Raw genomic sequence first — 21,608 nt, forward strand, 5'->3', positions numbered from 1 at the left:
TGGCGTTAGTGCCCTCGGTGGTCCTGGATGGTCATCCGCGGACCGAATGTCGGTTTGCGGAAGCCGCTGAGCCCCAGCATCCGGACTACCCGCTGGCGGTGCCCACGCCAGGGTTCCAGGAGAGCGATCATTCCGGCGTCGTCCGTTTTCCTGCCGGTGAGCGCATAGCCGACGTACGAGGCCAAATGGTAGTCGCCCACCGCGATCGAATCCGGGCAGCCATGAGTCCGCTGGACCACCTCGGCGGCCGTCCAGACACCAATGCCCGGGATGGTCTGCATCTTGGCCCCGGCTTCCGCTGCGCTGAGCGATGCGAGCCGTTCAAGCGCGACGGCGGATCGCAGCGCCCGCATGACGGTTGCCGAGCGCTGGGGACCCACGCCGGCCTTGTGCCACTCCCATGAAGGAACGGCCAACCATTGGGAGGCGGTTGGCGGGACGAGGAGGCCCGACGGCAGGCCCGACGTCGAAAGGCGGCCCGCGCTTGGCGCTGAGGTCCCGTAACGGTACATCAGGTAGCGGTAGCCCCGGCGGGCTTCGATAGTGGTGACCTTTTGCTCAAGAATCGTGGGCACGAGGGAGTCCACCACACGGCCGGTGGTAGGCAAACGGACGGCGAGGTTCCGGCGTCGGGCTTCCCTGACCATGCGCGGAAGGGTGGCGTGAAAGGCAGCCTCGTCGAAGCCGGACCAGTCGTCCCCGCTCCCCAACAGCGCAGGCACGGAGGCGATGGCGGAGCCGGCACCGACGCCCCAAGCCTGGGCATCGACGTGCCTGTCCTGGCCGTTTCCCGCGGCGGTGAGTCGCAATGTGACCGGGCCATCCGGCGTCGTGAAGGCCATCCACACGCCGTCCTGCCGCGCCGCGAAGGAGGGGTCGCCATTGCCGCGCATGAGGATCCCCAGGGTCTGGAGAAGGTCGAAGGGGCCGCAGGCGTGCCATCGCACGGACGCGTCGGCCGCTGCCGCTGCTGCCGGCGGGACATCGACGATGGTCATTCATTCATGGTCGCACGCTCACCTGACAACACTCGAAAAGAGCCGCGTTCAAGCCCTTACGCCGCGAAACCCACCCGACTAGACTCCACGTGTGGCGCGGGGCGTCCGCGCCTTCCATGACAATCTCAGGAGAACCAATGGCCGGTGTAGTGCATTTTGAAATCCCCGCGGACGACAAGGAGCGGGCCAACACTTTCTACCAGGGTGCCTTCGGCTGGATGCTCAACCCCATGCAGGAGATGGACTACACGATCGCAATCACCACGCCTTCGGACCCGCAGACGGGTATGCCGAGCGCGCCCGGGGCCATCAATGGTGCACTGTTCCCGCGCACAGAGGAGCTGAAGACGCCCATCATCACGGTGGATGTCGAAGACATCGAGGCTTCGCTTGGCCAAATCGAGAGTGCGGGCGGTTCAGTGGTCAAAGGCAAGGATGCTGTTCCGGGCATGGGATACTACGCCTATTTCAAGGACACCGAAGGCAACATCCTGGGCCTCTGGCAGACCGACTCTTCGGCGGCAGGCACTGCACCGGCTGAGTGAGTGGGTTGCCCGGGCCGGCCCTTTACGCGGGGCCGGCCCTTTCCCCGAAACTACTCCCCGAAGCGCCCGCGGGCCTCCGCTGGAACCAGCGGCTTCTCAGCGCGGACCTTGAGTTCCTGCACCGCCCACGTGTTGCCGTCCGGATCGCTGAAGCCGAAGAACGTGCCGCCGTCGCGCTCGTCGAAGACGGTGATTTCGCTGGCCTCGACGCCGCGGCCCAGCAATTCCTCGCGTGCGGCGCGCGCATCCGCGACCACAAGTTGAAGGCCCCGCATGGAACCCGGCGCCATCTCATTCTGCGCCGGCAGGTCTCCGACGACGATCGAACATCCGGAGCCCGGAGGGGTCAGCTGCGCCACATGCATGTGCTCGTTGGTGGTGTTGTGGTCAAGGTTGAAGCCCACCTTGTCGCGGTAGAACTCGATGGCACGGTCAATGTCACTCACAGGGAGCACAACCACTTCGAGGGTCCAATCCATGGTGCATGTCCTTTCCTTGGAGGGTGTCACGGCTAGCTTGCCCCGCGAGGCCATCCTTTGGCTAGACGCGAAGCAGACGCGGCCCGCCACCGGTCTGAGCCTCCGCTGCACCGGAGCAGTCCCGACCAAGCGGTAACTTGGTACCTATGAAGTACGCCCAGTCCGTCCTGGACCTCATTGGCAATACACCGCTCATCAAGCTCAACCACGTGACCGGGGACATCAAAGCCACCATTCTGGTGAAGCTCGAATATGTGAATCCCGGTGGTTCCATCAAGGACCGCATCGCGGTGAAGATGATCGAGGAAGCAGAGCGGGACGGGAAGCTCAAGCCGGGCGGAACCATAGTGGAACCCACCTCGGGCAACACGGGCGTAGGACTCGCCCTCGTGGCCCAGCAAAAGGGCTACAAGTGCATCTTCGTTGTCCCGGACAAAGTGGGCGAGGACAAGCGTGCCGTGCTCCAGGCGTATGGCGCAGAAGTTGTGGTGACTCCCACCTCCGTGGCCCCGGACAGCCCGCAAAGCTACTACAGCGTCTCCGACCGGCTCGTGTCCGAGATCCCGGGAGCCTTCAAGCCGGACCAGTTCTCCAATCCCGCAGCCCCCGGCAGCCATTACGAAACCACCGGGCCCGAAATCTGGCGCGACACCGACGGGAAAATCACCCATGTCGTGATCGGCGCCGGTACGGGCGGCACCATCACCGGCACGGGCAGGTACCTCAAGGATGTGTCCGCCAACCGGTCAGAGTCCGACGGCGGCCGCGTCAAGGTCATCGGCGCGGACCCGGCAGGCTCGGTCTACTCTGGCGGCACGGGGCGGCCCTACTTCGTGGAGGGCGTTGGCGAGGACATGTGGCCGGCCAACTACGACAAGACCGTGCCGGACGACGTCATTGCCGTCAGCGACGCAGACTCCTTCGAGATGACCCGGCGCCTGGCCCGCGAGGAAGGCCTCCTGGTGGGTGGCTCCTCCGGCATGGCAGTGGTTGCCGCGTTGCAAGTGGCCAAAGACCTTGGCGAGGAAGCCGTCGTCGTCGTAATCCTGCCGGACTCCGGCCGCGGGTACCTGGCGAAGATCTTCAACGACAAGTGGATGCGCTCCTACGGCTTCCTCTCAGGTGGCGAGGAAGCCTCCGTGGGCGAGGTATTGAAGTCCAAGACCGGTGAGATGCCGGACCTCGTCCACATCCATCCCAACGAGACCGTGCGCGATGTCATCAACATCATGAACGAATTCGGGGTCTCGCACATCCCGGTCCTGTCGCAGGAACCGCCCGTGGTCATGGGCGAGGTCCTTGGCGCAGTCGACGAGCGCACGCTGACCACCAAGCTGTTCCGTGGCGAGGCCAAATTGACCGACAAGATCTCCGAGCACATGGGGGAGCGCCTGCCGGTGATCGGATCCCTGGAGACCATCTCCGCCGCACGAGAGCTGCTGTCCGACGTCGACACCGTCATGGTGACGTTCGTCGGAGCCCCCGTGGGCATCCTCACCCGCCACGACCTTCTCGCCTACCTGAGCAACTGACACTAGGAGTTCATATGTCTGCAAACGAAGCAGGATTCAACACGCGTGCTGTCCACGCCGGCCAGGCCTTCGAGCCGCGCACCGGCGCCGTGGTCCCGCCGCTGCACTTCAGCTCGACGTATGCCCAGGACGGCATAGGCGGTTTGCGGGACGGCTACGAATACGGCCGCGGCGGCAACCCCACCCGCGATGCGCTGCAGGAGCAGCTCGCTGCGCTGGAAGGCGGAACGCACGCGTTCAGCTTCAGCTCGGGGCTTGCCGCGGAGGACTCCCTCATCCGTGCCGTTGCCCGCCCCGGCGACCATATCGTCCTCGGCAACGACGCCTACGGCGGAACGTACCGGCTCATCAACCGCGTGCTCGGCGAGTGGGGCATCGGCAACACACCAGTGGACATGTCCAACCTTGACGCCGTTGCCGCAGCCGTCGGGGCGAACAAGACCCGCATCGTCTGGGTGGAGACTCCGTCCAACCCGATGATGAAGATCACCGATATCGAGGCGCTCGCCAAAGTAGCGCACGACGCCGGTGCCCTCCTCGTGGTCGACAACACCTTTGCGTCTCCCTACTTGCAGACCCCGCTCGCCCTGGGTGCCGACGTCGTGGTCCACTCGACCACCAAGTACATCGGTGGCCACTCGGATGTGGTGGGCGGCGCGATCGTGGTCAAGGACGCCGAACTGGCAGAGAAGATCGGCTTCGTGCAGTTCGCTGTCGGCGCCGTGTCCGGACCCATGGATGCGTTCCTGACCACGCGTGGCCTCAAGACGCTCGGCGTGCGCATGGACCGCCACAGCGAGAACGCCCAGGCCGTGGCCGAGTGGTTGCTGGAGCGTCCCGAAGTTGAAGCCGTGCTGTATCCGGGACTGCCATCCCACCCGGGCCACGAACTCGCGGCCAAGCAAATGAAGAAGTTCGGCGGCATGATTTCCGTGCAGTTCAAGGGCGGCGAAGCTGCGGCCCGCAAAGTGGCCGAATCCACCCAAGTCTTCACGCTGGCCGAGTCCCTGGGCGGCATCGAGTCCCTCATGAACTACCCCTCGGAGATGACGCACGCTTCGGTCAAGGGCACTGAGTTGGCCGTGCCGGTCAATCTGATCCGGCTTTCCTGCGGCATCGAGGACGTCGAGGACCTGATCGCGGACCTCGAGCAGGCGATCGGCAACATCACCTACTGAAAGCCCCTCCATTCCTGACCTTCTTTGGTGAACGGATCGGCCGGGACGCGCCATCACAGCGGCGTGTCCCGGCCGATCCTCGTTCAAACATGGTCAGGAGTGGGGTTTCCCTAGCCGGAGACGCCCACCTGGCCATCTTCTTCGCGCCCAGTGAGGCGGCGACGGAAGGAGGGATCGTCCGGCGAGGTGATTTCGACGTCGTACCAGCCTTGGAGGGTCTGCCGGCCGATCTTTTTCTTCTGGCCCGGCTTCAAGACCTGCTGGTCCGCATCGCCGACATACTGCAGCGCTGCGATGTTCAGCTGAACGGTCTTGCTTCCGTTGTTGCGCAATTCGATTTCCACGGCCTTCTGGCCGCGCGGGCCGTTGACGGTGACGTCGACGCCGGCCGCGGCACCCGCCGTCGTGCCCTTCAGCTCGTACTGGTAGCGGTTGGGGCCGGTGACGATCAGGTCGAAAGAGCCTCCGGCAAGTGGCAACTGCACTGTCGCAGGACCCTTCACATCGACGTGCCGCGGTTCGGTGACCTCGCCCGCGTAGCCGTAAACGGTGAAGTGGGCAGACTGCGTGCCGTTGTTGTCCAGCGACAGTGTGAGGCCGCTGGCCGTCACCGCAGCGGATGTTCGTGGCCGGTAGGGGAGCGGGCGGGCCGGGCGGCTTCCGGATTCCTGGATGGGTGCCACCTGCACGGCCGGCGGATTCGGCCGCCAGCGGGAAATCTTGGCGGGAACCGGACCCGGGTGGTCCAGGACCGGCGGCGCGCCCGCGGCGTCGAAATTGAAGACGCCGGTCAAGTCACCGCACACCTCGCGGCGCCACGGCGAAATGTTCGGTTCCTGTACGCCGGTCCAGCGTTCCAGGAAACGGATCACGGAAGTGTGGTCGAAGACCTCGGAACTTACGTAGCCGCCGATGGTCCACGGTGAGACGACGGTCATGGGGACGCGGGGGCCGAGGCCAACGGGCAAGGCCGTGGTCCAGTCCGTGGATTCGCCGGATTCCGGGCGCGGCTGAACGGGCGGGGGAACGTGGTCGAAGTAGCCGTCGTTCTCGTCGAAATTCAGGAAGATGGCGGTGCTTGCCCAGAGGTCCGGGTTGCTGGCAACAGTGTCCAGGAGCCGGTAGACGAAGTTGGCGCTTCCCACGGGCGTGGAGGAACTGGGGTGCTCGGAATCGGCGGCGGAGGGCACGAGCCAGCTGACCTGCGGCAGGGAACCGGCGCTGATGTCCGCACTGAGGCGCTGCAAGAGGGTGTCCGGGCGGCCGCGGCGCATGCCCTTGTCGAAGAGGGCCTTCTCGGCGTCGCTCAGGAGCCGCCGGGCTTGTTCCAACTGGGCGAGAAGGCGGTCCTGTTCGGCGGGCGTCTTTCCCGCGAGTTTGTCGTAGAACTCCTCCGTGGTGCGCAGGTTTCCGTCCACGGACGCGAGCATTTTGTGGCCGATCGCCTTGAATGTCTGGAAGTATTCGACCGCGTTGTCCGTGAAGTTGTCCCAATCCTGGTAGATCTGCCACGAAAGCCCGGCCTGTTCCAGCCGTTCCGGGTAAGTGGTCCAGTTGTAGCCGCCATGGTCGTAGCTGTAGGCGGCGTTCGTTACAGCACGCTTGGTGCTGCCGGGTTCGGTCCCCGTGGTGCCGCTCCAGAGGTAGTTGCGGTTGGGGTTGGTGGAGCCGTTCACGGAGCAGTGGTACGCATCGCAAATCGTGAAAGTGTCAGCGAGCTCGTACTGCAAGGGAATGTCCGAGCGCTCGTAGAACGTCATCGTGGAGGCACTCTTGGCCGGGACCCACTTGTCGCACCAGCCGTGGTTCCACGCTGCAGTGGTGCCCGAGAAAGAGTGGTCCAAGGCGTTCAGGTACTGGATATCCGAATCCGGCCGCCCCGCGAGCTCCGCGGCTTTGCGGAGCGAGAACGGCAGGACGCTTTCGCCGGTGGCGCGGGGCTGTTCGAACATTGAACGGCCGTTGGGCAGCCGGGTGATGGACTTGTCTGCATAGCCGCGTACGCCGCGGAGCGAACCGAAGTAGTGGTCGAAGGAGCGGTTCTCCTGCATCAGCACGATGACGTGCTTGATTGACTGGAGGCTTCCAGGTGCCACCGGTTTGGCCATGGCTGCCTGGACCGAAGGCGGCAGCAGCGAACCCGTGGCTGCGAGGGCTGTGGCTGCGGCGGCGGTGCCGAGGAAGCCTCGTCGGGAGATTCCAGGGTTGGAATGGTTCTTCGTTTGCGGGGTGTCCGTTGACATCGAAGAGGGTGCCTTTCATAAGCGGGGTTGACCCTGCGAATCTAGGCTCCCTAGATAAACCCTCGGTGAAATTCCAAGACACCATCCGGCCACCGTGCGGTCTCTTGATGGCCACGGACAGAGGCCACTGGCGATAAAGCCTAGCTTTCTTTAGAAAAGCCAGCTAATCTCGAACCATGCCTTTACGATCCGATTGGTCCGAGCGGACGTGCAGCCTTGCGCGCGGCCTCGATATCCTCGGAGACCCCTGGGGAAGCCTGGTGCTACGGGAGGTCTTCTTCGGCAACGGCCGCTTCGATGCCATCAAGACCCGTCTCCAGATCGCAGACAACGTCCTCAGCAAGCGATTGACTTGGCTCGTTGAGGCGGGCCTCCTCGCCCAACGGCCCTACCTGGACGGCGCCCGAACGCGCCAAGAGTACGTCCTTACCCCCAAGGGCGAAGATGCTTTGCCTGTCCTGAACGCCATCATCATCTGGTCCGAAAAGCATCTCGACGCGCCGACGGACAATGCCCACATGCGCGTGATCCACAACCGTTGTGGACTGCCGACGGCGTCTGCGGATACTTGCTCCCATTGCGGGTCCCGCCTGACGGCAGCCAACACCAGCTGGCATAGCCTCACGCGATCGGAACACCCGTTGGCCTTGGCCACAGCTCCCGCCACACGCGACCTCCCGAACGAATCGGAGCCCTCCGCATGACCGCACCCAATCCCACCGAACTTTCCGCCGGCAAACCAGCCGGTAAGGCTCCGCGGAAGCGGCGCCTCCACCCCGCCTGGATGGTGGCCGCCGTCGCGTTCCTGGCACTTGTGGGCGCAGCCGGATTCCGTGCAGCCCCCGGCGTCCTCATGGTGCCGCTACAGCAGGAATTCGGTTGGTCAACCACCGTGCTGTCGCTCGCCGTCAGCATCAACCTGGTGTTGTTCGGCCTCACGGCGCCCTTCGCTGCCGCGCTCATGGAACGCTTCGGCATCCGCACTGTGACCTCGATCGCCCTCTGCCTGATCGGCCTCGGCTCCGCCTTGACGGTGTTCGTGAACCAGTCCTGGCAAATCCTGTTGACCTGGGGTGTGCTGATCGGACTCGGTACCGGCTCCATGGCCCTGGTTTTCGCAGCCACCATCGCCAACACGTGGTTCTCCAAGAACCGCGGACTGGTGATCGGCATCCTGACAGCGGGCAGCGCCGCCGGGCAGCTCGTGTTCCTGCCCTTCATCGCGGTGCTCGCGCAGAGCCCGGGCTGGCGCGGCGCCTCGCTGCTGATCGCAGCCGGTGCGCTCGCCGTAGTGCCGCTCGTGCTGCGCTGGCTCAAGAACTCACCGGCCGACGTCGGGGTCCAACCTTACGGTGCCGAAGAGGAGCAGCCGACGACGGCGGGAGCCGCCCCGGTTGCGGAATCCGCCAACGCTGAAGGTGCCAAGACGCCCAACGCAGCCGTGCGGGCACTGCAGGTCCTCAAGCGCGCCAGCAAAGTGCGCACCTTCTGGGCCCTGGTTGCCGGTTTCGCCATCTGCGGTGCCACCACCAACGGCTTGATCGGCACCCACTTCATTCCCTCGGCGCACGACCACGGCATGCCGGAAACCACGGCGGCGGGCTTGCTGGCCGTCGTCGGGATCTTCGACATTGTGGGCACCATCGCTTCCGGTTGGTTGACGGACCGCTTCAATCCCAAGGTGCTCCTGGCCGTGTATTACCAGTTCCGTGGGGTCGGGCTGCTGGTGCTGCCCGTGCTTTTGGGCTCCACCGTGCAACCCAGCATGATCCTGTTCGTGGTGGTGTACGGCCTGGACTGGGTAGCCACTGTGCCCCCGACGGCGGCCATCTGCCGCAAGGTGTTCGGGGCGGACGGTTCGGTGGTTTTCGGCTGGGTCTTCGCTGCGCACCAGCTCGGAGCCGCGGCCGCCGCGTTGCTGGCGGGTTACATCCGCGACGCCACGGGCCACTACACCTATGCATGGATCGGGGCCGCCGCGATGTGCACAGTGGCCGCCGTCATCAGCGCGACCATCCGCAAAGATGCGGGGAAGAAGGAACCCGTCCCGGTCGGAGCCTGACCCCGCGCCCAGGAAGCTATCGGAAAGCCGGGATGCCCGTGATGTGCTGGCCCAGGATGAGGGTGTGTACCTCGTCCGTCCCTTCATAGGTGCGCACGGATTCCAGGTTGTTGGCATGGCGCAAGGGCGGGTAGTCCAGCGTGATGCCGTTGCCACCCAGAATGGTACGGGCGTCGCGGGCGATCTCGATTGCCTCCCGCACATTGTTGAGCTTGCCCAGCGAGATCTGTTCCGGGCGCAGTTTGCCTGCATCCTTGAGCCGTCCAAGATGCAGCGCGAGCAGGGTTCCCTTCTCAATCTCCAGGAGCATGTTCACGAGCTTCTCCTGGGTCAGCTGGTAGCCGGCCAAGGGTTTGCCGAATTGCATGCGGCTTCCGGCATATTCGCGCGCCGCCTCGTAGGAGTCTCGGGCGGCGCCCATGGCACCCCAGACAATCCCGTAGCGTGCCTCGTTGAGGCAAGAGAACGGGCCGCGGAGGCCCAGTGCGCCCGGGAGGAGGGCCTCCGGACCCAGCCGGACGGCGTCGAACACTAGATTGCACTGGATCGAGGCACGCATGGAGAGCTTCGCGTCGATGGGAGTCACGGTGACTCCCGGGGTGCCAGCCGGAACCAGGAAGCCCCGGATGCCGTCGTCTGTGTTTGCCCACACCACCATGACGTCGGCGATCGAGGCCATCCCGATCCAACGCTTCGAACCGTTCAGGACCCAGCCTTCGCCGTCACGGCGGGCAAAGCTGGCCATCGACGACGGGTCCGAACCCGCCGTCGGCTCCGTCAAGGCAAAGCAGCCGACCAGTTCGCCGGCAGCCATGCGCGGGAGCCATTGTTCCTTCTGCTCTTCGCTGCCCCACTTTTGGATCGCCGTCATGGCCAGGGAGCCTTGGACGGACACGAAGGTGCGGATGCCGGAATCGCCGGCCTCGAGTTCCATCGCGGCGAGGCCGTATTCGACGGCGGTGCGGCCCGGGCAGCCGTAGCCCTCCAGATGCATGCCAAGGACGCCGAGTTCGCCGAGTTCCGCCGGTAGTTCCCGCGGGAACACTGCGTCCTCGTACCAGCGGGCGATGTTCGGCCGGATCCGCTGGTCCGTAAAATCGCGTACCTTCTCGCGAAGCTCCAGTTCCTCGGAGCTCAAGAGGGAATCGAGGGCTAGGACATCGGAGGTATTCGTCGTTGAATGGCTCATGCCAGCATCCTAAGGCCGGACATGTTGCCCGCAGCGGCCTGAAGGAACAAGCGACGCAGGTAGCGCCACCTGCTCCGTGCCAGAATTGAGCCATGGCCGCGGCGGACGTGAACGCAATAGGACTGCCGCTACCGGCAGTCAAGGGGATTGGACGACGCCGAATTCTGGCGGGCCTGGTCCTGGCACTGCTGCTGCCCGTCGCCATCGAAGTCCTGGTATCGGTGCTGCAGTACCGGAACTTCGCCATGATCATGCTCTTCCAGTTGGCCGTCTCGGCAGCGGTTGCCGCAATCGGGGGTTTGTGGCCGGCTGTGGTGTCGGCCGTCCTGGGCAGCATGCTCTTGAACTACTTTTCGGCCGATCCGGTGGGCTCCCTGTCCATCGCGGATCCCGCCACGCTTTTCACCCTGGTCATCTTCCTCGCTGTGGCGTGCGGCGTGGCGCTCGCCGTCGGTTTGGCGACCCGACGGGCCCAGGAAGCCGCGCATTCCGGCGCCGAGGCAAAAGCCCTCAGCGAATTGGCCCTCCGTATCCTGAGCTCGGACGGCAGCCTCGAGTCTTTCCTGGACAAGATCCGTGTCAACCTCGGGATGGACGCAGTGACGCTGCTCTCCACGTTTGACTCTCCCGACGCCCCCGTCCCCGGCTGGCAGGTCCTTGCAAGCTCCGGGATTCAACCGCCGGTGACCCATGCGGCCGCCGACCATGCCGCCGTCGTCGATCGCAACTACACCCTCCTGCTCCGCGGCGGGCCCCTTTCCGAACAGCATCGCCGCATGCTCGCCGCGTTCGGTGCCTTCGTGGTGGCAGTGCGGGAGCGGCAGCAGTTGGTCAAGAGCAGGCGGGACAACGCGCGGTTGGCGGAAGGCAACAAAATGCGGACCTCCATCCTGCGCGCCGTCTCCCATGATCTCCGCACTCCTCTGGCGGGCATCAAGCTTGCCGTCAGCAGCCTGCGCCAGGAAGACGTGACCTTCGCCCCCGAAGACGAGCGCGAACTATTGGCCACCATCGAGGACTACGCGGACCGCTTGGATCACTTGGTGGATAACTTGCTGGACATGTCGCGTATCACCGCGGATGCCGTGAACCCGCTGTTGCGCGGACTGGGCTGGCACCAGATCCTGCCGGAGGCTTTGCGCGGCGTGCCGGAGGAGCGCATCCGCAACGAGCTGCCGGCCAACCTCCCGTATATAGAGGCCGACGCCGGGATGCTGGAACGCGTCGTCGCGAACCTCGTGGAGAACGCAGTGAAATACGCGCCCGATTCCGATGTTGTGCTCGTGGCGCGGACCGGTGCGGGTATCACGGTGGAAGGTCGGCCGGCGAGCGAACTGCGGGTGATGGACCATGGTTCGGGGATCGCACCCGCGGCCGTACTGGAGCTTTTCCAGCCTTTCCAACGACTCGATGATTCTCCATCCAGCCGGGACGGCCGCAGTGGAATCGGCCTGGGACTCGCTGTCGCCAAGGGATTCACCGAAGCCATGGGCGGTACGCTCATGGCTGAGGCGACGCCGGGAGGCGGGCTGACCATGGTGGTCACACTCCCTCTGTGGACAGGAGGGCGGCCATGAGCCTCGTGCTGATCGTGGAGGACGAAGCCCAGATCGCCCGGGCAATGCAGATCAACCTCCATGCCCACGGCTACCGCGCTATCAGCGTCGGTAACGGCGCAGACGCCCTCAAGGCGGCGGCCCAGCAGCCCGTGGACATCGTGGTGCTCGATCTCGGACTGCCGGACATGGATGGCGTGGATGTGATCAAGGGAATCCGCGGCTGGAGCACCATGCCGATTATCGTGTTGTCCGCCCGGCACGGTTCGGAAGACAAAGTAGAGGCCCTCGACGCCGGAGCGGACGACTACGTGACCAAGCCTTTCGGCTTGGACGAACTCCTGGCCAGGCTCCGTGCAGCCTCGCGGCGGGCAGCGCCCCGGCATGAAGCGCCGACGCTCCAGACCGCCGACTTCCTGGTTGACTTGGCCGGAAAGAAGATCACCAAAGACGGCGCGGAAGTGCGGCTGACGCCCACGGAATGGAACATCCTGGAATTGCTGGTGCGCAACGCCGGACGGCTGGTCAGCCAGCAGCAGATCCTCACCCAGGTCTGGGGACAGGCCTACGCCAAGGAGACCCAGTACCTGCGTGTCTATATTGCCCAGCTCCGGCGCAAGCTCGAACGCGACCCCGCACAGCCGCGCCACCTTCACACCGAGGCCGGCATGGGATATCGCTTCGATCCGTAGCTGCGTACGTAGACTGTAGTCATGGATACCGCATCGTTGCTTGCTGTTTGCCGGGTACACGAGCTCCTGCCCGATCCCGAAGGGTCGGTAGGAGTGACGGCCATTGACAAGCGCCCCGTTGACGGGCCGGTGAAGGTCCACAAGCTCGGAATCCACGGAGACATCCAGGCTAGCCGGATCCACCACGGCGGCGAGGACCAAGCGCTCTACGCGTACTCCCAGGCCGATGCCGATTTCTGGGCGAATGAACTCCAGCGGGACATGCCCGCCGGGATCTTCGGGGAGAACCTCCGCGTTGCCGGCATCGAGACCAGCGGCGCCGTGATCGGAGAACGGTGGAAGATCGGCCTGGACGTCGAAGTCGAAGTCACATCCCCGCGCGTGCCGTGCGCAACGTTCCAGCGCCGGATGAATGAACCACAGTGGGTCAAGCGCTTCACGGAAGCAGGGCGGGTCGGCACCTACCTGCGCGTGGTGAAGACCGGCTCCATTTCGGCCGGTGACTACATCCACAAACTGTTTGTGCCGAAACACGGCATTACGGTGGGGCAGTGGTTCAGCAACCCCAACCTCGATGACATGCAATTGCTGCTCGACGCCGAGGCGGACGGAGAAGTTCTCCTGCAGTCCGACTACCACGACACCTTCGAAAAGCTCATGCGCCGCAACGGGGTGGACGCCTGAAGGCCGCCTTCGAACGGCCGTCCTGGTGGCGGTCTTGAGGGCGCTCAGGGCGCGTTTGTGCGCAAGCTCACCGCCGCCGTCGACAGTAATGTCGCGAGGGGACTAATCTGTGCCCTACAATTGAAATATCCCCCACTCCGGAAATCCCTTTTTCCTGCCCAATTCTTGAGGCAGGACTGGTCAGTGTTGGGGCCCGCAAATGTGTGTGGGCAGTTTCATAGGGAGAGCCGGGCGAAGAAAACGCTGTACAGACTGCTGAGATAGCAGCCAAGAGATGCAGCGGGAAGTCCTGCCATGGGATTGCGACAGCGCCGGACTTCTTGCGAGCACCAGAGCCTCCTGGTTCTTCTGCCCGCAACGTGTACTGCGGCCAAGCCCAACCGGGCCGCGCCGACTGGCCCCCTATGGATGAGGAAACTTTCCCCTATGCCCGAAAACCTGAACGACCCTTTCGCCGCCGAGTCTGCCGAAGCAGCAGAGACCGCCGTCGAGGTCGCCGAAACCGCACCCGCCGCTGAGTTCATCGAGGCTGCGGCGCCCGCCGAGGTTCCTGCCTCTGTTGAGGCACCCGCTGAGACTTCCGTTGAGGCCCCGGCCCCGGCTGCGGCTCAGGCCGAATCACCCGTCGAAGACGAGGAAGAGGGCATCCGCTTCGTCGACCTCGGAATCGACCCCCGCGTCCTTGCGGCCCTGCAGGACGTCGGCTACGAGAAGCCGTCTCCCATCCAGGCAGCAACCATTCCGCTGTTGCTCGAAGGCCGCGACGTCGTAGGCCTGGCCCAGACCGGTACCGGTAAGACTGCAGCATTCGCAGTACCGGCACTGTCCCGCCTGGCCGAACTCCACGACCTCAACGGCCCGTCCCGCAAGACCCAGGCCCTGGTTCTCGCTCCGACCCGCGAGCTTGCACTCCAGGTTGCCGAGGCCTTCACCTCGTACGCCAAGCACATCGATGACTTCACGGTCCTCCCCGTTTACGGTGGCTCCGCCTACGGCCCGCAGCTTGCTGGCCTGCGCCGCGGTGCACAGGTTGTTGTCGGTACCCCGGGCCGCGTCATCGACCACATCTCCAAGGGATCCCTGGACCTGTCCGAGCTGCAGTACCTCGTCCTGGACGAAGCCGACGAGATGCTCCGCATGGGCTTCGCCGAGGACGTTGAGCAGATTTTCCAGCAGACCCCGGAAGACCGCCAGGTTGCGCTGTTCTCTGCCACGATGCCGGGCCAGATCCGCCGCATGTCCAAGCAGTACCTCAACAACCCTGCCGAGATCTCGGTCAAGTCCAAGACCACCACCGGCGCCAACACCCGCCAGCGGTACCTGCAGGTCATGGGCCCGCACAAGCTCGACGCGCTGACCCGCATCCTCGAGGTGGAAGAGTTCGACGGCGTTATCGCCTTCGTGCGCACCAAGATGGCAACCGAGGACCTCGCTGACAAGCTGAAGTCCCGCGGCTTCCAGGCTGCCGCCATCAACGGTGACATTCCGCAGCAGCAGCGCGAACGGACTGTCGACGCGCTGAAGGAAGGCCGCATCGACATCCTGGTCGCCACCGACGTCGCGGCCCGTGGCCTTGACGTTGAGCGCATCAGCCACGTGGTCAACTACGACATCCCGCACGACACCGAGTCCTACGTCCACCGCATCGGCCGTACCGGCCGTGCAGGCCGCAGCGGCGACGCCATCCTCTTCATGACGCCGCGGGAGAAGTACCTGCTGCGTTCGATCGAGAAGGCCACCCGCCAGCCGGTTGAGCAGATGCACCTGCCCACCGCCGAGACGGTCAACACCTTGCGCTTGGGCAAGTTCGCGGACAAGATCACGGAGACCCTCGAGTCCGAGGATGTTGCAGCGTTCCGTGACTTGATCTCCTCCTACGAAGAAGAGCACAACGTTCCGGCTTCGGAGATCGCAGCTGCACTGGCAGTCATGGCACAGGGCGGCCAGCCGCTCCTGGTCAAGGAACTGCCGGCCGCACCGGAATTCCAGAAGCGCGAGCGCTCCAAGGACGGCTTCGGTTCCCGTGGCCCGACCCGCGCCCTGACCGAGGGCAACGCCACCTACCGGATCGCCGTCGGACGCCGTCAGCGCGTCATGCCGGGTTCGATCGTTGGCGCCATTGCCAACGAAGGCGGCATCTCCTCGGCACAGATCGGCGGCATCGACATCCGCTCGGACCACTCCCTGGTGGAGCTCCCGGCGGACCTGAGCCCCGAGCAACTGCGTGCCCTTTCCCGCACCCGGATCGGCGGCGAGCTGATTCACCTTGAGCTGGACAACGGTCGCAAGCCGGCCTCTGACCGCGGCGGCGAGCGTGGCGGTTACTCCGGTGGCAGCCGCGGCGGGGACCGTGGTGGCTACTCCGGTGGAGACCGTGGCGGAAACTTCAAGGGCAACGGTGGCTTCAAAAAGGAGTTCCGTAAAACTGAAGGCGACCGTGGCGGCTACTCCGGTGGCGAGCGTTCTTCCGCTGACCGCGGCGGCCGTTCCTACAGCGAGCGCAGCAGCGCCGGTACCGGGACGGGCAGCTACGGCGACCGCGGTGCTCGCAAGCCGCGCACTGGCGGCGACGCAGGCAACCGCGATTTCAACCGCAAGGGCAAGTGGTAAACAGGACTAGTTCCTGGGTTTCTCGTCAGAGGCCGGCTTTCGAGCCGGCCTCTGGCTGTTTAACGGTGACCCGGGTCTAACGCCGGCCCGCGTTCGGAGCACGCTCGGCTGTACCGTTTTCCCCATGTCTGCCGGCCCGGAGGTTCAAGAATGACCGACCCGCCGTGTCGTAAACGCTTTCCCAGACCAAACATGGGGAGGACGATGCAGGCACGGCTGTGGAAAGCTAGGTTCATGGGATTCCTCGATGGGTTGAAGAAGAACCTCGGCTTCGACAAGGCCGGGCAGAAGGCGGCTGAACGGGCTTCGGAGACCCCGCAGGAGGCCGTTGAAGCGTCAACGGGGGAGACGGTCCAAAGGTCCGGGTCGGAGCCTTCAGCGGAAGCGGAAGCTCTCGCAGCGTCTGGCCCCGCAGCGTCTGGCCCCGTAGCCGCCGACGCCGGTGCTGCCGCCGCCAGCGCAGGGCAGGTCACCGAAGTCGTCGTGGAGGCAGACGATACCCTGAGCGGCATCGCCATGCAGTTCGGCGTGGACTTGGATGCCCTGATCGCCGTGAACACAGATACCGTACCCAACCCGGACCACATCTACCCGGGCCAAGTACTTCGTCTGCCCTAGTTTCAGCCCCTTTTTGGATCAAGGATCGGGTGCGGGTGCAAATTGTGTCGGCGCGGTTTTTCCCTGTCCCGCAGCCGATTTGTTGCCTGAGAAATCGTCCGGTAGAGTATTTACTCGTTGCCCCCCTAGCTCAGTGGTAGAGCGCGTTCTTGGTAAGAACGAGGTCACCGGATCGATTCCGGTGGGGGGCTCTGAATGAGGGCCTGTGTCAAGGCGGTTTTTGACCGGCTTGACGCAGGTTTTTCTCATTCGTGGCGGTGTAGCTCAGTTGGTTAGAGCGCACGACTCATAATCGTGAGGTCGGGAGATCGAGCCTCCCCACCGCTACCAAGAAAATCCCCGCTACGGCGGGGATTTTTTCGTTTCCGGGAATGGCTGCGGCGATCCGGATGCCGATCGAAGAAGCCGCCCTTCCGCCGGCAAGCCAAGTCTTCCCCTGGTCCTGATCGCCACCCGCAAGCCTGCTGTGCACTTTCCGTAAAGATTTCGTAAAGATCCTGCCGAAAAGCTGAGAGCGCCCGCGAGCTGCCGATAGTTTTTAGAGGCGCCGCCACTTGGGTGTCCCCCAATCCTCGGGTGGCGGCGCTTCTCGGAGTCTTAAGCGAATCTTGATCTTTTCTTAGTGTTTCCTTGAGGTTCACCCTGTATCGGGACCGTTTCGTCTGCGGGCTATCTCCAGTTACGATCAGGTGGTTGTCCGGACCGAAAGGCATCCCTGCTCGTGGATTTTGGCCGCTATCTCTTTGACCTTGTGGTCTTCGTTGGCATCACCGTTGTGCTGATGTGTTCATTCCACCTGCTCGTGCTGTGGCACAAGAAGCGGAAGTACACGAAGTTGTCGCGCCCTGAGCTGTCACAACCGAGCCGCGATGCCGGTGCGCCTGTCCAGAAGGGCCAGGTCCGGGACGCGTTTGCGATCAACCGGTGACTGTCACCGGCGTCCAAAGGCCATGACCATGGCTACTATCGCGGCGACGACCAGCACCGTCGCAACCCAGATCCATTGTTGTCCGTCCAAGTTCGCCCCGTTCTCAGGTCTTGATCCAGTCTCCCAAAGTCGAGGTTATTGAGCGAGGCCTGGTGGGGAGCCCGGTGGCCTCCCGTCCTGACCTTCTTTGAAAAGCGATGCCGTGCAACACGCCGGCGACACGCCGCGGGGGAGGCCTCCTCGGATTCAAAGAGGGTCGGGATGGACGCGCCCACAAGCCTCGCCGCCGGGACCGGCCTTAGTTCAGTGCGATCACCAGCATCTGGTTGGTGCCCGGGATGCACGTCTGCAGTATCGCCCGTGGAAAGCCGCCGAAGACCGCTGCGACGTTGTTGGTGGTCCCGCCTTGGGGCACCTGGCCGCGTGCTGTCACGGTGTACGTGCCGTAACCGGGGATGCTTACCGTCTCGCCGACGCCGATGCCCGAGAACCGTGCCCATCCACCGCAGAAATCATGTTCGGTAATGAACAGCGAGTAGGCGTCCGTGGGGGTGAAGTGGATCGGGCCGATGCAACTGTCCACAGCGGCCTGGCCGCCTGAACCCGCAACGTAGATTGTCCGCACCGCCGGAGCCGGTGCGGGAGCAGGCGCAGGAGCCGGGGCTGGTGCGGGAGCCGGGGGGTCTGCCGGGGCTGCGGGTGCGGCAACAGGCGGTCCTGTCAGCTTCAGCACCTGGCCGGGCACGATGACGGAATATGCGCTGAGCCCGTTGGCTGCCAGCATTGCGTTGACGTCGACGCCGAACCTGGCGGCTATCGATCCAACAGTGTCGCCGCTGACCACCGTGTAGGCGTTGGTGTCAGGCGCAGGAGCCGGAGCGGGTGGAGCTGCGACTGCGGCCGGCGCCGCAGCGGGCGCTGGCGGCACGACGGCGGCCGGTGGCTGTGCCTGTGCTGGCGCATGCGTGGCTGCCGGGGCGGGACTTTCAACCGGCGTCGGACTGGCAGCGGCCGGCGAAGGTGCGGAGATCCCGGCTCCCGAGCCGACGCGCGGGGCGATTGCGGTGCTCGTCCCTGCCGGCGCGAGCACTTGTGCGTAGTTGTGCATCGTCACCGCCGAAACGGCGACCATAGCCACAATTGCCCAGGTGGCTATTGATGCCTTGTACCTGGTGAGTGTCCTTCCCCCCGCGGAGATCAGGGCGAAGACGCTGCCTCCACCGATCCCGCTGTGCCTGAACTCCTGCTGATACATGTCAGATCCCCGTAATTCATCGTTCTGGGACCGGTCGGTTGGCTGGTCCTGGAAGTGATACGCAGGCGCAGGGGATGGCGCGTGTTGAGACCCTTTTGCTTAAATGCGCAGCACTGAGGAAGGCCTCAATTCCGCCCATTTCGGATAAAACCCTTCACCGGGTTGAAACCCGGCTATTTGGATAAATCCATCAATGAGATTTATGAACGAGGCATTCCTTTTCCTGCTGCAGGTGATTTGAGTGTAGAAATATGGAAATCACTCCACACGAGTGGGTGCCACTTGCTTTTGTTTCCAGCCGTCCGCCAAACACTCGCAAGTCTCCTTCGGTGGCGGGAGGGTGCCCGCAGAACCGGGACCGCCAGACCGCGGGCGGGAACATGATTGTCCATAAACTAAGCCTGCTTAGTAATTACAAGTCATATTTATCCGAAGAATTGCCGAATTCGCCAACGCGTTCCGGAAATGCGGAGGGATTACTTTTCGAAATGTATCCACCGTCGTGGGGAGGGCTTGACCACTGCGACAGAATGGGTCCATGAGTCGAATCGCAATCATCGGCGGCCACGGCAAGGTGGCCTTGCAACTGTCCCGCATTCTGAGCAACGAGGGCCACGCGGTCACTTCGTTCATCCGCAATCCGGAACACGCGCCCGACGTCACAGTGACGGGCGCGGCCCCAGTAGTACTCGACGTCGAGAATTCGACGACGGCGGAGATCGCCTCTGCGCTCGACGGCCACAACGCTGTGGTGTGGTCCGCCGGCGCAGGCGGAGGCAATCCGCAACGTACGTATGCCGTGGACAGGGACGCTGCCATCCGCTCGATGGATGCAGCGGCGCAAACGGGCGTTGCCCGCTATGTGATGGTGTCCTACTTCGGTGCCGGACCCAGCCACGGCGTTCCCGAAGGCAACAGCTTCTACGCCTACGCGGAAGCCAAAGCCGCGGCGGACGAGTACCTGCGTGCAACCGATCTCGACTGGACGATTCTCGGCCCGGGCGCACTGACCAGCAATCCGGGGTCTGCGCTCATTGAGGTAAGCCCCGCGGACCCGGGTACCGGGACGGAAACTTCGCGGGCCAATGTTGCCTTGGTGGCTGCCGCCGTCCTGGAACTGCCCGAGACTATCCGCCGCACCATCGAGTTCAGGGACGGCTCGGTGCCTGTGGTGGAGGCCCTCACGGCGTCCTAGCTGCATCAAACCGGGCCGGGGCCGCGCCCAGCCGGGATATGTTGGTAGGGCTAGTCCCGGCGGTATATGCCCGGGACGCTGCCGCTACTAGTCCCCACCGCCACCCTCGCCTCGCGAGCTCGGCCAGGGAACCCTGGCGGCGTGGGCCCACGGGAGTATGGGGAATTCGGGAACATGGACCAGTTGGCACTCATTGTTGGATTGCTGCTTGCAACGGTCTTGGCCGTGGGTTTGGGGGACCGCTTGCGGCTCCCGTACCCGGTGCTGATGCTGTTGCTGGCTGCGGCGATGACCTTCATCCCGGGGTTCCCGGACTTTGAGCTCGCGCCTGAACTGATCCTGCCGATCTTCCTCCCGCCGTTGCTCTTTGCGACCGCCCAGAAGAGTTCCTGGGCGGTGTTCCGGGTCCGGTGGCGGACGCTTGTGCTTATGGCTGTAGCGCTCGTTGTGGTCTCAACGGCGGCCGTTGCCGGAGCCGCGTGGCTCATGATTCCAGGGATCGGCATTCCGGCGGCAATTGCACTGGGTGCCATGGTGGCTCCGCCGGACCCCGTGGCGGTTGAATCCGTCGCAGGCCGCGTCCACATGCCCCGCAGGCTCATCACTGTGCTGCAGAGCGAAGGCTTGTTCAACGACGCCGCCGCGATCGTGATCTTCCAGGCCGCGGTGGCGGCCACGGTCGCCGGCACCAAGCTGGGCGCCGGCGTCGTGCTCCAATTCGTCATCGGTGCAGCCCTCGCCGTCATTGTCGGCATCGCGATGGGCTGGCTGACAAGGCTGATCACCAAGCTCGTCACCTCCATGGTGGCCCGAAGTGCCGTGACCCTGGTGATTCCATTCGCTGCTTACATCCTGGCCGAAGAACTGCACGCTTCGGGGGTGATCGCCGTCGTCGTCACCGCGCTTGAGACACAGCGGCACGCGCGGTCCCAGGACGCCGCCGAGCGCGTGACCCGCACGGCCTTCTGGGACGTGGTGGAACTCCTCGCCACGGGCCTGGCGTTCGGGTTGGTCGGGCTGGAGATCCGGCATGTGATCCGGGACGAAGGTGCAGCCATTTTTGGCATGATCGGCACGGCGGCGGTTGTCTGCGTGCTGGTATTTGTTGTCCGCTTCGCTTGGCTCGGGCTTTTGGCGATCTCGGCCCGCAAGCGGAAGAACCTGCTGCAGCCGACCTCTCCCAAGGAAGTCCTGATCCTGACCTGGTGCGGCATGCGCGGCCTCGCGACTCTCGCACTCGCCTTGGCCCTTCCGCTTACTACTGCGGACGGCGGCGACTTCCCTGCCCGGCACGAGATCCTGGTCACCGCCTGCGCCGTACTGCTCGCCACCCTGGTGGTGCCGGGGCTTACCCTTCCCTGGCTCATGCGCGTGCTCAAGGCATCCGAAGACGGCTCGCACGAGAAGGATGCTGCGCGCCTCCTGGCCAAGCGCGCCCAGACCGCCGCTATCTCCGCGCTCAAGGAACACGATCTGATGAAGGAGCTGCCGGCGGACAAGGTGGCCCTCGTCAAGGAAAAGATGACGCGCCTGCATGCCGAGCTGCTTGACGGGACCTTGAAGAACGAGTCGGACGCCGAAAAGCGCCAGCGCGGCCGGGAGTTGGCGATCGCGGTCCAGACCATCGCCCTCGACGCCGCACGGCAGGAAGTGGTCGCTGCGCGGAGCGAGCCTGGTACTGATCCTGAGGTCGCCGACCGGGTCCTGCGCCAGTTGGACCTCCGCACGATGGCGATGCCGGAATAGCCGCCGGCACCGGTAGGAACCGGCCGGACGAGACGCCGAAGGCCTAGGGCGTGTCTCCTAAAGTTCGGGCTGGTGGTCCGGGATGCTGGATGGGTGTC

Annotated in this window: 18 protein-coding genes and 2 tRNA genes; 15 read left to right on the top strand and 5 right to left on the bottom strand. The window is 64.5% G+C overall.

Annotated features, from left to right (window positions below):
• Nucleotides 1-5: 5 nt before the first annotated feature.
• Complete coding sequence (locus tag QRN52_RS13755; RefSeq protein ID WP_284753338.1) at nt 6-998, bottom strand: DNA-3-methyladenine glycosylase family protein; 993 nt, start codon at nt 996-998, stop codon at nt 6-8.
• 137 nt (nt 999-1,135) lie between these two features.
• Between QRN52_RS13755 and QRN52_RS13760 the strand changes: the two genes are divergently transcribed.
• The gene (locus QRN52_RS13760; RefSeq protein ID WP_284753340.1) at nt 1,136-1,543 is read left to right on the top strand and encodes a VOC family protein; all 408 of its coding nucleotides are present in this window, start codon (nt 1,136-1,138) and stop codon (nt 1,541-1,543) included.
• A 50-nt stretch (nt 1,544-1,593) separates the two neighbouring features.
• Here QRN52_RS13760 and QRN52_RS13765 read toward each other — a convergent pair whose 3' ends face one another.
• Nucleotides 1,594-2,022 (bottom strand): VOC family protein, encoded by a 429-nt coding sequence (locus tag QRN52_RS13765; RefSeq protein WP_284753341.1) that lies wholly within the window; start codon nt 2,020-2,022, stop codon nt 1,594-1,596.
• A 146-nt stretch (nt 2,023-2,168) separates the two neighbouring features.
• On the opposite strand from QRN52_RS13765, the gene QRN52_RS13770 reads away from it, so the two are divergent.
• Nucleotides 2,169-3,554, top strand: coding sequence for a cystathionine beta-synthase (locus tag QRN52_RS13770; protein ID WP_284753342.1), 1,386 nt, complete (start codon nt 2,169-2,171; stop codon nt 3,552-3,554).
• Between the two features lie 14 nt (nt 3,555-3,568).
• On the top strand, nt 3,569-4,732 hold the full coding sequence (locus tag QRN52_RS13775) for a cystathionine gamma-synthase (protein ID WP_284753344.1): 1,164 nt from the start codon (nt 3,569-3,571) through the stop codon (nt 4,730-4,732).
• A gap of 110 nt (nt 4,733-4,842) precedes the next feature.
• On the opposite strand, the gene QRN52_RS13780 is transcribed toward QRN52_RS13775, so the two are convergent.
• Entirely contained in the window at nt 4,843-6,975 is a 2,133-nt protein-coding gene (locus tag QRN52_RS13780) for a phosphocholine-specific phospholipase C (protein WP_284753345.1), read from the bottom strand.
• Between the two features lie 176 nt (nt 6,976-7,151).
• Between QRN52_RS13780 and QRN52_RS13785 the strand changes: the two genes are divergently transcribed.
• Both QRN52_RS13785 and QRN52_RS13790 read left to right on the top strand, forming a co-directional pair.
• Nucleotides 7,152-7,679: a winged helix-turn-helix transcriptional regulator gene (locus QRN52_RS13785; RefSeq protein WP_284753347.1), complete on the top strand. Its 528-nt coding sequence runs from the start codon at nt 7,152-7,154 to the stop codon at nt 7,677-7,679.
• Entirely contained in the window at nt 7,676-9,037 is a 1,362-nt protein-coding gene (locus tag QRN52_RS13790; RefSeq protein ID WP_284753348.1) for an MFS transporter, read from the top strand. The genes QRN52_RS13785 and QRN52_RS13790 overlap by 4 nt, the downstream gene beginning before the upstream one ends.
• A gap of 16 nt (nt 9,038-9,053) precedes the next feature.
• Here the strand turns inward: QRN52_RS13790 and QRN52_RS13795 are convergent, their stop codons facing one another.
• Nucleotides 9,054-10,226 carry an acyl-CoA dehydrogenase family protein gene (locus QRN52_RS13795; protein WP_284753349.1) on the bottom strand — a complete coding sequence of 391 codons (1,173 nt, stop codon included), beginning with the start codon at nt 10,224-10,226 and terminating at the stop codon, nt 9,054-9,056.
• Nucleotides 10,227-10,318: 92 nt separating this feature from the next.
• Between QRN52_RS13795 and QRN52_RS13800 the strand changes: the two genes are divergently transcribed.
• From QRN52_RS13800 to QRN52_RS13835, 8 genes are all read left to right on the top strand, one after another.
• Nucleotides 10,319-11,803: a sensor histidine kinase gene (locus QRN52_RS13800; RefSeq protein WP_284753350.1), complete on the top strand. Its 1,485-nt coding sequence runs from the start codon at nt 10,319-10,321 to the stop codon at nt 11,801-11,803.
• Nucleotides 11,800-12,474: a response regulator gene (locus QRN52_RS13805; protein ID WP_059387283.1), complete on the top strand. Its 675-nt coding sequence runs from the start codon at nt 11,800-11,802 to the stop codon at nt 12,472-12,474. The genes QRN52_RS13800 and QRN52_RS13805 overlap by 4 nt, the downstream gene beginning before the upstream one ends.
• 21 nt (nt 12,475-12,495) lie before the next feature.
• Nucleotides 12,496-13,158: an MOSC domain-containing protein gene (locus QRN52_RS13810; RefSeq protein WP_284753351.1), complete on the top strand. Its 663-nt coding sequence runs from the start codon at nt 12,496-12,498 to the stop codon at nt 13,156-13,158.
• A 426-nt stretch (nt 13,159-13,584) separates the two neighbouring features.
• On the top strand, nt 13,585-15,768 hold the full coding sequence (locus QRN52_RS13815; protein WP_284753352.1) for a DEAD/DEAH box helicase: 2,184 nt from the start codon (nt 13,585-13,587) through the stop codon (nt 15,766-15,768).
• A gap of 234 nt (nt 15,769-16,002) precedes the next feature.
• The gene (locus tag QRN52_RS13820) at nt 16,003-16,386 is read left to right on the top strand and encodes a LysM peptidoglycan-binding domain-containing protein (protein WP_284753353.1); all 384 of its coding nucleotides are present in this window, start codon (nt 16,003-16,005) and stop codon (nt 16,384-16,386) included.
• A 119-nt stretch (nt 16,387-16,505) separates the two neighbouring features.
• A tRNA-Thr gene (locus QRN52_RS13825) sits at nt 16,506-16,577 on the top strand.
• Nucleotides 16,578-16,639: 62 nt separating this feature from the next.
• Nucleotides 16,640-16,716: transfer RNA gene (locus QRN52_RS13830), tRNA-Met, on the top strand.
• A 391-nt stretch (nt 16,717-17,107) separates the two neighbouring features.
• Nucleotides 17,108-17,314 (top strand): hypothetical protein, encoded by a 207-nt coding sequence (locus QRN52_RS13835; protein WP_284753354.1) that lies wholly within the window; start codon nt 17,108-17,110, stop codon nt 17,312-17,314.
• Nucleotides 17,315-17,612: 298 nt separating this feature from the next.
• Here the strand turns inward: QRN52_RS13835 and QRN52_RS13840 are convergent, their stop codons facing one another.
• Nucleotides 17,613-18,569, bottom strand: coding sequence for a LysM peptidoglycan-binding domain-containing protein (locus QRN52_RS13840; protein WP_284753355.1), 957 nt, complete (start codon nt 18,567-18,569; stop codon nt 17,613-17,615).
• Between the two features lie 538 nt (nt 18,570-19,107).
• Here QRN52_RS13840 and QRN52_RS13845 point away from each other — a divergent pair.
• Complete coding sequence (locus QRN52_RS13845; RefSeq protein ID WP_284753356.1) at nt 19,108-19,764, top strand: NAD(P)H-binding protein; 657 nt, start codon at nt 19,108-19,110, stop codon at nt 19,762-19,764.
• A gap of 174 nt (nt 19,765-19,938) precedes the next feature.
• Entirely contained in the window at nt 19,939-21,510 is a 1,572-nt protein-coding gene (locus QRN52_RS13850; RefSeq protein WP_284753357.1) for a Na+/H+ antiporter, read from the top strand.
• Nucleotides 21,511-21,608 lie beyond the last annotated feature (98 nt).

Origin of the sequence: Arthrobacter sp. efr-133-R2A-120 (assembly GCF_030209835.1) — a bacterium.
Taxonomy (GTDB): Bacteria; Actinomycetota; Actinomycetes; order Actinomycetales; family Micrococcaceae; genus Arthrobacter.

What these genes read in the sequence shown, in the direction of transcription:
- QRN52_RS13760 (WP_284753340.1), top strand. Translation starts at nt 1,136, where the DNA reads ATGGCCGGTGTAGTGCATTTTGAAATCCCCGCGGACGACAAGGAGCGG.
- QRN52_RS13805 (WP_059387283.1), top strand. Translation starts at nt 11,800, where the DNA reads ATGAGCCTCGTGCTGATCGTGGAGGACGAAGCCCAGATCGCCCGGGCA.
- QRN52_RS13810 (WP_284753351.1), top strand. Translation starts at nt 12,496, where the DNA reads ATGGATACCGCATCGTTGCTTGCTGTTTGCCGGGTACACGAGCTCCTG.
- QRN52_RS13795 (WP_284753349.1), bottom strand. Translation starts at nt 10,226, where the DNA reads ATGAGCCATTCAACGACGAATACCTCCGATGTCCTAGCCCTCGATTCC.
- QRN52_RS13775 (WP_284753344.1), top strand. Translation starts at nt 3,569, where the DNA reads ATGTCTGCAAACGAAGCAGGATTCAACACGCGTGCTGTCCACGCCGGC.
- QRN52_RS13790 (WP_284753348.1), top strand. Translation starts at nt 7,676, where the DNA reads ATGACCGCACCCAATCCCACCGAACTTTCCGCCGGCAAACCAGCCGGT.
- QRN52_RS13840 (WP_284753355.1), bottom strand. Translation starts at nt 18,569, where the DNA reads ATGTATCAGCAGGAGTTCAGGCACAGCGGGATCGGTGGAGGCAGCGTC.
- QRN52_RS13780 (WP_284753345.1), bottom strand. Translation starts at nt 6,975, where the DNA reads ATGTCAACGGACACCCCGCAAACGAAGAACCATTCCAACCCTGGAATC.
- QRN52_RS13850 (WP_284753357.1), top strand. Translation starts at nt 19,939, where the DNA reads ATGGACCAGTTGGCACTCATTGTTGGATTGCTGCTTGCAACGGTCTTG.
- QRN52_RS13785 (WP_284753347.1), top strand. Translation starts at nt 7,152, where the DNA reads ATGCCTTTACGATCCGATTGGTCCGAGCGGACGTGCAGCCTTGCGCGC.
- QRN52_RS13845 (WP_284753356.1), top strand. Translation starts at nt 19,108, where the DNA reads ATGAGTCGAATCGCAATCATCGGCGGCCACGGCAAGGTGGCCTTGCAA.
- QRN52_RS13755 (WP_284753338.1), bottom strand. Translation starts at nt 998, where the DNA reads ATGACCATCGTCGATGTCCCGCCGGCAGCAGCGGCAGCGGCCGACGCG.
- QRN52_RS13820 (WP_284753353.1), top strand. Translation starts at nt 16,003, where the DNA reads ATGGGATTCCTCGATGGGTTGAAGAAGAACCTCGGCTTCGACAAGGCC.
- QRN52_RS13765 (WP_284753341.1), bottom strand. Translation starts at nt 2,022, where the DNA reads ATGGATTGGACCCTCGAAGTGGTTGTGCTCCCTGTGAGTGACATTGAC.
- QRN52_RS13770 (WP_284753342.1), top strand. Translation starts at nt 2,169, where the DNA reads ATGAAGTACGCCCAGTCCGTCCTGGACCTCATTGGCAATACACCGCTC.
- QRN52_RS13800 (WP_284753350.1), top strand. Translation starts at nt 10,319, where the DNA reads ATGGCCGCGGCGGACGTGAACGCAATAGGACTGCCGCTACCGGCAGTC.
- QRN52_RS13815 (WP_284753352.1), top strand. Translation starts at nt 13,585, where the DNA reads ATGCCCGAAAACCTGAACGACCCTTTCGCCGCCGAGTCTGCCGAAGCA.